General features: G+C 58.6%; 9 protein-coding genes. 3 read left to right on the plus strand and 6 right to left on the minus strand.

Annotated elements, in window-relative coordinates; all coding sequences use genetic code 11:
• Positions 1 to 30 precede the first annotated feature (30 nt).
• The 6 genes from trbJ to traI are packed head-to-tail and all read right to left on the minus strand — an operon-like array spanning position 31 to position 5,552.
• Positions 31 to 834, minus strand: a complete 804-nt coding sequence (trbJ, locus tag FKV68_RS24150; protein ID WP_180942125.1) for a P-type conjugative transfer protein TrbJ — start codon at positions 832 to 834, stop codon at positions 31 to 33.
• On the minus strand, positions 806 to 3,262 hold the full coding sequence (locus FKV68_RS24155) for a conjugal transfer protein TrbE (RefSeq protein WP_180942126.1): 2,457 nt from the start codon (positions 3,260 to 3,262) through the stop codon (positions 806 to 808). Before FKV68_RS24155 ends, trbJ begins: the two co-directional genes overlap by 29 nt.
• Positions 3,263 to 3,272: 10 nt before the next feature.
• Entirely contained in the window at positions 3,273 to 3,572 is a 300-nt protein-coding gene (locus FKV68_RS24160; RefSeq protein ID WP_180942127.1) for a conjugal transfer protein TrbD, read from the minus strand.
• Positions 3,565 to 3,951, minus strand: a complete 387-nt coding sequence (locus FKV68_RS24165; protein ID WP_180942128.1) for a TrbC/VirB2 family protein — start codon at positions 3,949 to 3,951, stop codon at positions 3,565 to 3,567. Before FKV68_RS24165 ends, FKV68_RS24160 begins: the two co-directional genes overlap by 8 nt.
• Positions 3,941 to 4,918 (minus strand): P-type conjugative transfer ATPase TrbB, encoded by a 978-nt coding sequence (gene trbB, locus FKV68_RS24170; protein ID WP_180942129.1) that lies wholly within the window; start codon positions 4,916 to 4,918, stop codon positions 3,941 to 3,943. The genes FKV68_RS24165 and trbB overlap by 11 nt, the downstream gene beginning before the upstream one ends.
• Before the next feature lie 10 nt (positions 4,919 to 4,928).
• Positions 4,929 to 5,552 (minus strand): acyl-homoserine-lactone synthase, encoded by a 624-nt coding sequence (gene traI, locus FKV68_RS24175; RefSeq protein WP_180942130.1) that lies wholly within the window; start codon positions 5,550 to 5,552, stop codon positions 4,929 to 4,931.
• A 376-nt stretch (positions 5,553 to 5,928) separates the two neighbouring features.
• Here traI and repA point away from each other — a divergent pair, with 376 nt between their 5' ends.
• The 3 genes from repA to repC all read left to right on the plus strand — a co-directional run bounded on the left by repA (position 5,929) and on the right by repC (position 9,588).
• Positions 5,929 to 7,152, plus strand: a complete 1,224-nt coding sequence (gene repA / locus FKV68_RS24180) for a plasmid partitioning protein RepA (protein ID WP_180942131.1) — start codon at positions 5,929 to 5,931, stop codon at positions 7,150 to 7,152.
• Complete coding sequence (gene repB / locus FKV68_RS24185; protein WP_180942132.1) at positions 7,149 to 8,174, plus strand: plasmid partitioning protein RepB; 1,026 nt, start codon at positions 7,149 to 7,151, stop codon at positions 8,172 to 8,174. Before repA ends, repB begins: the two co-directional genes overlap by 4 nt.
• Before the next feature lie 199 nt (positions 8,175 to 8,373).
• Positions 8,374 to 9,588: a plasmid replication protein RepC gene (gene repC / locus FKV68_RS24190; RefSeq protein ID WP_180942133.1), complete on the plus strand. Its 1,215-nt coding sequence runs from the start codon at positions 8,374 to 8,376 to the stop codon at positions 9,586 to 9,588.

Below are 9,588 nucleotides of genomic sequence, written 5' to 3' on the forward strand. Positions count from 1 at the left end.
GCGGAGGAAGTTCGTTTGGCCTCATAGGGTTCACCACTCGACTTTCATCCTTTCGCCACCGGACGTGGAAGGAGCCGTCGCGCCGAAGAACTTTTCCCGGCGCGCCTGCGCGAGGTCCTTGTCTGTCTGCTCGGTCTGAAGCCAGGTCCCCATCATGGTCATCTGCTGTGAAACGAGGCCGCGCAATTTCTGCATCTGCGCGACTTGCTGGGCGGCAATCTGATGTCCGACCTGCAAGGCCTTCATCTGGCCGTCCGCTGTCTCGGACATCGATCGCAGCGACCACATCGTGTTTTCCTCGCTGTCGAACTGATCGGCCGTGAGGCTTGCCGTCTTCAGCGTGCCGGCGATCGTGTCGCGGTTAGTGTCCGACCAGGTTTGATACGCGGACGAGAAGCTCGCTGCATTCGGCAGATCGGTCTTGAGGTCGGCATAGCTCTGAAACCGCTGTTGAAGCACGTCGTCGGCATTGGCCATCGAAAACGAGATGCTCCGACCCTGGTCTACGATGTCGCGGAGTTGGTTGAGATCACTCTCGATCTGCCCCCACATGTGGGTCGGCAGTGTGGCCGTGTTCTGCAGCAGGTTTTCGTAGATGTTCAGCTGCGTTTCGATCTGCTGCGTAAGCTGGCTGATCTGCGTCAACTGGTTTTGGATTTGCTCGCCGGATTTACCGACGAGCGACACCAGTTCGCCGTTATTGAGAACCTGCGTCCATTCAGTTGCCGCGCCGGTGGCGGTGCCAGCCTTCGCCGGCGCTACTGTAGCGATCCCAATGGCGACGACCGTCAGGCCGGTGAGCCATCTATTCGAAATTGAGCAGCGATGCGGCATCATGAACTCCTCTCGTGTTCAGCCAGTGGATCGGCCAGTCGCAGCCATGTTCGGATTTGAGCGCCCGAATGCGCTTCAGGTCGTCCTTGCCGGAGGCCCCGACAAAGCTCAGCGCGACGGGGCCCAGCGCCATGTCGAACAGGCGCCGGCCCTCCGGTGTTGCGGCGTAATATTCGCGTTTGGGGGTCGCGCGCGCGACAAGGTCGATCTGGCGCTCGTTGAGGCCGATGCGCTCATAGAATTCCCGCGTTCCCGGCTCTCGCGCAGCGCCGTTTGGAAGGCAGATTTTCGTTGGGCAGGATTCCTTCAGCACGTCGATGATCCCGGAGCGCTCCGCGTCCGAGATCGATTGTGTTGCCAGAACGAGAGCGCAGTTCGCCTTGCGCAGCACTTTCAGCCATTCGCGGATCTTGGCCCGAAAAACGGGGTGACCCAGCATCAGCCAGGCTTCATCCAGCACAATCAGGCTTGGCGACCCGTCGAGGCGCCTTTCGATGCGGCGGAACAGATAGGCCAGCACAGGCACGAGATTGCGCTCACCCATGTTCATGAGATGCTCGATCTCGAAGGTTTGCAAGGCTCCGAGCGAAAGGCCATCCTGCTCTGCATCGAGCAACTGGCCCATCGGTCCGTCGACTGTGTAATGGTGCAGCGCGTCCTTGATCTCGCGCATCTGGACACCAGACACGAAGTCCGAGAGCGATCGGCCTGGAGCGTTTGCCATCAGCCCGACCTGTCGGGAAATGGCGTTGCGATGATCGGGCGTGATGATAACACCTTGCAGCGCGACCAGCATCTCGATCCATTCCGTCGCCCAGGCCCGGTCAGCGTCATTTCCGAGTGCGGAGAGCGGGCAGAAAGCAAGCGCCCTCCCCTCCCCTTCATTGTCTCCGCCAATCTCGTAGTGGTCGCCGCCGCCAGCCAGCGTCAACGGGAGCAGCGAGTTGCCTTTGTCGAAGGCGAAGATCTGGGCGTTTTCGTAGCGCCGAAACTGCGCGGCGATCAACGCCAAAAGAGTCGACTTGCCAGAGCCCGTCGGACCGAAAACGAGGGTATGTCCGACGTCGTCGACATGCAGGTTGAGACGATAAGGCGTCGAGCCGCTCGCCACCTGCATGAGCGGCGGCGAATTCGGCGGATAGAACGGGCACGGCGCGGCCGGTCTTCCCGACCAGACGGCATTGAGAGGAATAAGGTCTGCAAGATTGCTTGTGTTGATCAGCGGCTCGCGGATATTGGAATACCAATTGCCGGGCAGGCTGCCAAGAAAAGCGTCGGTGGCGTTGAGCGTTTCGATCCGAGCGCCAAAGCCTTCCGCCTGGATCAGCCGGCGGATTGCCTCCGCCTTTTCCTGGAGCGCCTCGCGATCGTTATCGAAGAGGACAATGACCGGAGTATAGTAGCCGTAGGCGACCAATTGCGACGAGGCCTGTGCAATTGCGTCCTCGGTCTCAGTCACCATGGTCATGGCGTCCTGATCGATCGACCGGCTTTGCGTCTGAAACAGCTGGTCGAAGAACGGCCGGACCTTCTGTAGCCACTTCTTGCGCGTGCGTTCGAGCTTATGGCGCGCCTCTTCGGCATCGAGAAATATGAATCTCGAAGACCACCGATAGGTGAGCGGCATCAGGTCGAGGCTGTTGAGGATCCCAGGCCAGCTTTCGGCTGGCAGACCGTCGATGGCGACGACGCCGAGAAAGCGGTTCTCGATTTTCGGCGTCAGGCCATGTTCGAACTCGGCGGTCGCGATCCAGTCGAGATACATGGGGACATCCGGAAGCCGGATCGGATGGCTGTGCCCGGTGATGCAGAAGCGAACGAACTGCAGCAGCTCGTCGTACCTGGCAACTCGTGTCCCTTCCCTTTCGCTGACCTCGTGCGTTTCCATGCGACGGATCGAGAGCGAGTTCGCCAAATACTGCTCGATCTCACGGACAGCGTTTTTGAACATGAACAGGACAGTGTCGGCATAGGATTTCTTCCGGCTTTCCTCGTCCGAATAGATGTACTTGCTGAGCGCTGTCCTCTTGGACTCGAGCGGCCGGTAGGTGAGAATCAGCGCGTGCTTGCTCTCGAAATGCCCCTGCTCGCGTTCAAAATGCGCGCGCCGCTCGGCGTCGATCGCACGTGTGACTGGATCGGGGAAATGGCATCGATCCTCGGAGGGATAATCGATTGTCGGAATACGGATGGCCTCGACCTGGATCATCCAGCCGCTCCCAAGCCGCGACAGGATCGCATTGATCTGCCGCGACAGCTCGTTGCGTTCGAGGGCGGTCGCACTTTCGGAGTCCGGGCCGGCGAAGTACCAGCCTGCCATGAGGCTTCCGTCCTTCAAGAGCAGTAACCCATTGCCGACAAGACCGGCGTAAGGGACGAGATCGGCGAAGGACGCGCCTGTGGCTCGAAAGCGTCGCAAAGCTACCACGACCGCCTCCTCAATACCGCCGCCAAGGCGAACTGGTCGCCTTGTAGTACGGCTTATAGGAAATGTGCCTGATATAGACCTGCCGCATCAGCGGGTCGGACTTCGCCATCATCCGAAGCAACCCTATGATGATAATCCAGACGGCGATACCGAAGAGCGCCGAATAGATCATCAGGACGACGAAGATCAGGATGACGGCGGCAAGCCCGGTGAGCAGCACCAGCTCCCGATCCGCACCCATCAGAAGGTTTGGGCGGGACAAAGCGCGATGAATGCGATGTCGCTCCAGGCCGGACAAGGACTCAGACATAAGCCCCCTCCCCTTCTCCGTTGGACACGATTGAGTGTGTCTGCTCGTCCCTTAGGCCGATCGACGCGCCGGTCGCCCCGAAGAGGGCGACGATTTGGGTCGCACCGAGCAGGATGCCGGTGACGAGGACGACATAGACGAGCCGTCGCGCAAAATCGTTGAGCTCTCCGCCGAAGATAAGCATGCCCCCGGCAATCGCCATCGCCGCAAGCGCAATGGCGCCCGCCACGGGACCGGTGATCGATTCTTGAATTTGTTGCAGCGGCCCTTCCCAGGGCAGACCTCCGCCTCCTGAGCTGGCGAGTGCGGGAGCAAACGACGCGAGCACGATGGGGGCGGCAAGGAGTGCGACAACTGTGACTGTGGCTTTACGCGACACGACGTGCCTCCTGCTCCTCGGTTAGTTGGTCGGACTCAATGTCGTATTGGCCGCCCGCGAATCGCTCGACCTGGATGACGTCGCGAACGCATCGTCCGCGCGGCGTTCGTTCGATGGATACGATTAGGTCGACCGCTTCGCCGATGACCTCTTGCATCGGCTGCTGGCTTGCCTCTGCAGTTAGTTGCTCGAGGCGTCGAAGCGCCGACATGGCGGTGTTCGAGTGAATGGTCGCCACGCCTCCAGGATGGCCGGTATTCCACGCCTTGAGCAATGTCAGCGCAGCGCCGTCACGAACCTCGCCGACGACGATCCTGTCGGGACGAAGCCGCATCGTGCTCTTCAAGAGCCGCGCCATGTCTACAGTATCGCTAGTGCGCAGAACGACAGCGTTGTCGGCCGCGCATTGGATTTCCGCCGTATCTTCGAGGATGACGAGACGGTCTTCGGGCGCGGACCTGACGATCTCGCCGATCAGTGCGTTCGCAAGCGTCGTTTTGCCCGAACCAGTCCCGCCGGAAATTATAATGTTCAGGCGCGATGAGATTGCGCTGCGGATCGTCGACGCCTGATACTCCGTCATAACTCCGCAGTGCACATACTCGCCGAGCGGTATCAACCGCGATGCACGGCGGCGAATGGTGAATGCCGGTTTGCCAACGACAGGAGGCAAGAGACCTTCAAACCGGTGGCCGCCGATCGGCAGCTCGCCGGAAATGATCGGCCGTTCTGTGTCGACCTCGGACTGCAACGCATGGGCAACCGTTCCGATCACCATTTCTGCGGCCGCGCAAGACATTTCGCCGGCCGGCGCAACGCCATGACCGAGCCGTTCAATGAACAGTTTCCCGTCCGGATTGAGCATGATCTCGATGACATTCGCGTCATCCAGTGCCACACAGAGCTGATCGCCGAGCGCCTCCTGAAGTTTGCGAACAAGTCTGGGGTGAGAGAGGAGCTGGCTCACGGATTTCTCCCTACGCTGCCTGGCCGAGAGGGGTGAGTTCAGAACGGTAATTGGAAGGACGCAGCTTCTGAAATATGCTCGCATCGGCGCGCAATATGCCCGCTACAGCCATCGTCACGCCTATCTTTCTAGGTTCTTCCAAACGCTGCAGCGACCATCCAACGCGCGCAAGGATCCGCTCGAATCGTAGATCGGTTACCGTGACAATCTCGGTGTAGCCATTCGCCATGCACCATTCGGTGATGCCCGCGAACATGGTCAGGGTTGCTTCATGGACCGAGCCGGCTCCCCTTCCCTCCGCGAGGGTCGTGTCGACGCAAAAGCGGGAGCTCTCGATCATGAAAGGATGAGCGTTGAGCCCGTCGCCCGGGAGAAGCGAGGGAAAAACATCCGTCACCATGGTCGGCCCCAGGGCTGGCAGAAGCCTGGCGCATCCTGCCAATTGGCCGCTCTCCGAAACGGCGAGGATGTAGGTCGGCTGAAGGCCATCAAAGGCGTCATATTCCTGGCCGTCGCGAACGCTGACATCCCAGCCTAGCCGATCAGAAAAGACTCGCGCTCGGAGCCTGTGATGCTGTGCGAGCAGTTGCTTCTCCCGAAAATCCGGGCGTGCAGAAATCGCGATCACCTGCATGCTTTTCTCCATCGTTGAAATTCTTCGCGGAGTTGAGCACGGATCAGAATCGCTGGGCAGTTGTAGAATTCGACAAGTTTTGCGTGAGGTGAGTCGGCACGAACTTGCGCGAAGAACCTTTTGGTGCGGTGCCCAGTGCTAGGTTCGATTGTAGGATTCACAGGAGAACAATCCGAGATCAGGAAGTTCGCAGTGTTGAGCTAACCCTCAGAGCGGGAAGACAAAAAGCCGTAAAACCGCTTGCTGGTTCGCTAGAAATCTTCGGCGCCGTTAACCTTTTGATAACCCTAAACTTCTGGACGGGTTCGGGAGAATCGTGCTCTACCTTTGGCGGGCAAACGCGGGAAAACCGGCGGAGAGCCGCCAAGAGGGAAAAATGGCGATAGCAAACCGAGTGGAATCAGCTGCTGGCTCGCAGGAAGATGCTGGCAGCAAGATCATGCGCCATGCCGGGATTCTGTCTGGGCAGTTGCAGCAGCTCAGAACTCGCATGTATCCGCCAAGATCCGAAAAGACGCTTCGTTCATTTTCGACCAACGAAGTGTCGAAGCTGACCTCGATACCCGATTCCACCCTGAAGCTCATGTCCACCGAAGGACGCGGACCGGTCCCTAGTCGGTTGGAGAATAACCATCGCCTCTACACTCTGGCCCAGATCAATGAATTGCGTGAATTGTTCGCGAAGCAAAAACCTGCAGACGCCTTGCGGTTCCTCCCTCGCCGTCGCGCCGGCGAGCATCTTCAGGTCCTTGCGATAGCCAACTTTAAGGGCGGCAGCGCGAAGACGACGACCTGCATTCATCTTTCCCACTACCTGGCTCTTCAGGGCTATCGCGTCCTTGCACTGGACTTGGATCCTCAAGCATCCTTGTCCGCCATGTTTGGTGCGCAGCCAGAACTCGACGTTGGGTCGAATGAAACGATTTATGCCGCACTGCGCTATGACGAAGCCGAACGTCGTCCAATCCGGGATATCATCCGCAAGACATATTTCGAAGGGGTCGACCTAATCCCGGGCAACTTGGAGGTGATGGAGTATGAGCACGAAACTCCCCGCGTTTTGGCTAACAAGTCGAGCTCCGGCGCAATCTTCTTCGAGCGACTGAAGCTCGCCCTTTCCGAAGTTGAGGCGGACTATGACGTCGTGATCCTGGACACTCCGCCGTCGCTTGGCTTTCTGACTTTGAGCGCAATTTATGCCGCGACCAGCATGATCATAACGGTGCATCCAGCCATGCTTGACGTCGCGTCGATGAGCCAGTTCCTCCTGATGATGGGCGATCTGATTAGCGTTCTGAACGAGAGCGGCGCTCAGCTGGACCAGGACTTCATCCGGTATTTGATCACACGGCACGACCCCAATGACGCGCCGCAGTCGCAAGTCGTCGCGATGCTTCGACACTTGTTTGGTACCGACGTCTTATTGCCAACTGCCATCGAGAGCACTGCGGTCGAGGCTGCTGGCCTTGGGAAACGTTCGATATACGAGCTCGAGATGGGGCAGATCGGACGCGATACCCATAAGCGTGCCCGCGAGTCGGTAGACGCCGTTAACGAGGCGATCGCTCGCCTTATCAACGACAGTTGGGGGCGGACATGAGCAAATCCTCTCGTAAGTCAATTGTCGCTAGCTTCGGACTGCTTTCCGCAGAACTGGAGAACAAACTAGCAAGTGATCAGCAGCCTGCGCCCCCGGCTCCGCCCTCGGGCAAACGCGTCGGAGCTGGGGTCATCGGCGCGGCGCACCGCGCGATCGACGACATCCGGTCAGAGCGGGACCGGTTGAAGGCTCTCGTCGAGTCTGGCGGAGGTGCGGTTCGCGAGCTGGATCCTTCTCTCATCGACCCCTCCCCTTACCCGGACCGACTGCCGGACGATGACGAGACAAGCTTCGAGGCGTTCAAGCGTTCAATTGAGATCGACGGGCAAAAGGTCCCTGTCCAGGTCCGGAGACACCCCACGTCGCCTGGTCGCCATCAGATCGTCTACGGTCACCGGCGCTGGCTTGCTGCCAAGCAACTCGGCAGACCCGTTCGGGCCATTGAGGTTGAGATTTCCGACATCGATCTTGTCCTCGCGCAAGGCATCGAGAATGCAAGCCGTCAAGATCTAACCTGGATCGAGCGCGCGCTGTTCGCGTCTCGGATGGATGATGCGGGGATTAAGCCCCGCCATATCTACGCGGCGCTTTCTATTGAGGACGCTGAACTGGCGCGTATGCGGAACGTCTACCGCATCGTTCCGGCGGATATCATCGAAGCGATCGGGCGGGCGCCAAAGATCGGCCGGCCTCGCTGGCTCGATTTTGCCAAGGTAATTGCCGGCGACCCGCGTACCCTCGATTCCATTCGGGCTGAGCTGGACAGCAAGGGCAGTGCTCCCGAAACTTCCGACCAGAGGTTTCAGCGCGTCCTGAACGCCATCAAGCCAGCCGCCAACAAGGCCGTTGAAGCAACTCCGATCTCGGACGGAAATGGTACGAGGCTTGGCGCGTTGGTGATGTTCCCGAAAGAGGTTCGAATTTCGGCCGACGGATCGCTTGGGATCGAGTTTTTGAAATTCGTTGAGGCGGAGCTACCAGGACTTGCTGAGCGCTTCGCCCGTCAGCGAGAACACGAATAACCCTGACAGCTGTCAGGATCTTAAAGCCTATTGAGGAAAGGAAACGCAGCAAAAGAAAAAGGCCCCCCAAACGTTGCCGTCGTGGAAGCCTCTCTCTGATTTAGCACCTCGAGAATCGCATTTCCACGAATCCTAGTCAAGAGTGTATGGCGTCGTTTTCGGCGGTCGGAATTCTTTTGCCTTTCGAAGGTGAAGGAAAATGCAAAGTGGAAATGTGACGACGCCCTTTGGGCGGCGGCCGATTACGCTTGCCTTGGTTCGGCAACAAATTGCCGCAACGGAGATCAAGCCCGGCAAATCGGCTGACAAATGGAAGGTCTTTCGGCACGCTTCTGAAGCGCGGAAAGAGCTTGGACTGCATGACCGCAGCCTCGCGGTACTTGACGCCTTGTTGACCTTTTATCCTGACAATGAACTTCGCCACGACGGGCAGCTCATAGTCTTCCCGTCCAATGCGCAGCTGACACTCCGCGCCCATGGCATTGCTGGCGCCACGCTTCGCAGACATCTAGCGCTTCTGGTTGAGGCGGGTCTCGTTGTTCGCAAGGACAGCGCCAATGGTAAGCGATACGCTCGAAGGGACAGGTCGGGCGAGATCGAACGTGCCTTCGGCTTCGATCTCTCACCACTGCTCAACCGCGCCGAGGAGCTAGCCCAGATGGCTCAGCAGGTCGCTGCGGACCGAGCAGCGCTCCGGAGGGCGAAGGAAACCCTTACGATATGCCGTCGAGACATCCGGAAGCTGCTCTCCGCGGCAGTTGAAGAAGGCGCCGACGGCGATTGGAACAAAATTGAATCCATGTACGTCCAGCTAATCCACCGTATACCACGCAGCCCAAGTCTGTCTGATCTCGTCGGCCTGATTGATGAACTGAACGTATTGCAGGAGGAAATTCTCAACACGTTGGATTTGCAGCGAAAAGCAGAGATTGATAGCACCAATGATGCTCACAATGAGCGTCACATACAGAATTCACATACCGAATCCATACATGAACTTGAACCTAGCTCTCGAAATGAGCAGGACGCGATGCCGAGCCAAGTCAGCCAAGTTACGAGCGAGCCGATAAAGAGATTTCCTTTGGGAATGGTGCTAAAGGCCTGCCCTCAAATTGCCGATTATGCTCCAGGGGGCACCATCGCGGGCTGGCGAGACCTAATGTCAGCGGCTGTGGTGGTCCGTTCCATGCTCAGAGTTAGCCCCTCGGCTTACGAGGATGCCTGCGATGTGATGGGTGCGGAGAATGCCGCCGTCACGATTGCCTGCATTCTTGAACGGGCAGAGCATATCAACTCGGCTGGCGGATATCTGCGAGATCTGACTTCAAAGACAAGGCGCGGCGAGTTTTCTGTTGGGCCTGTTTTGATGGCGCTTCTGAGAGCTCACGGGCAAAGTTTGAGGGAGGACGGGTGA

Source organism: Sinorhizobium mexicanum (assembly GCF_013488225.1).
Lineage (GTDB): Bacteria > Pseudomonadota > Alphaproteobacteria > Rhizobiales > Rhizobiaceae > Sinorhizobium > Sinorhizobium mexicanum.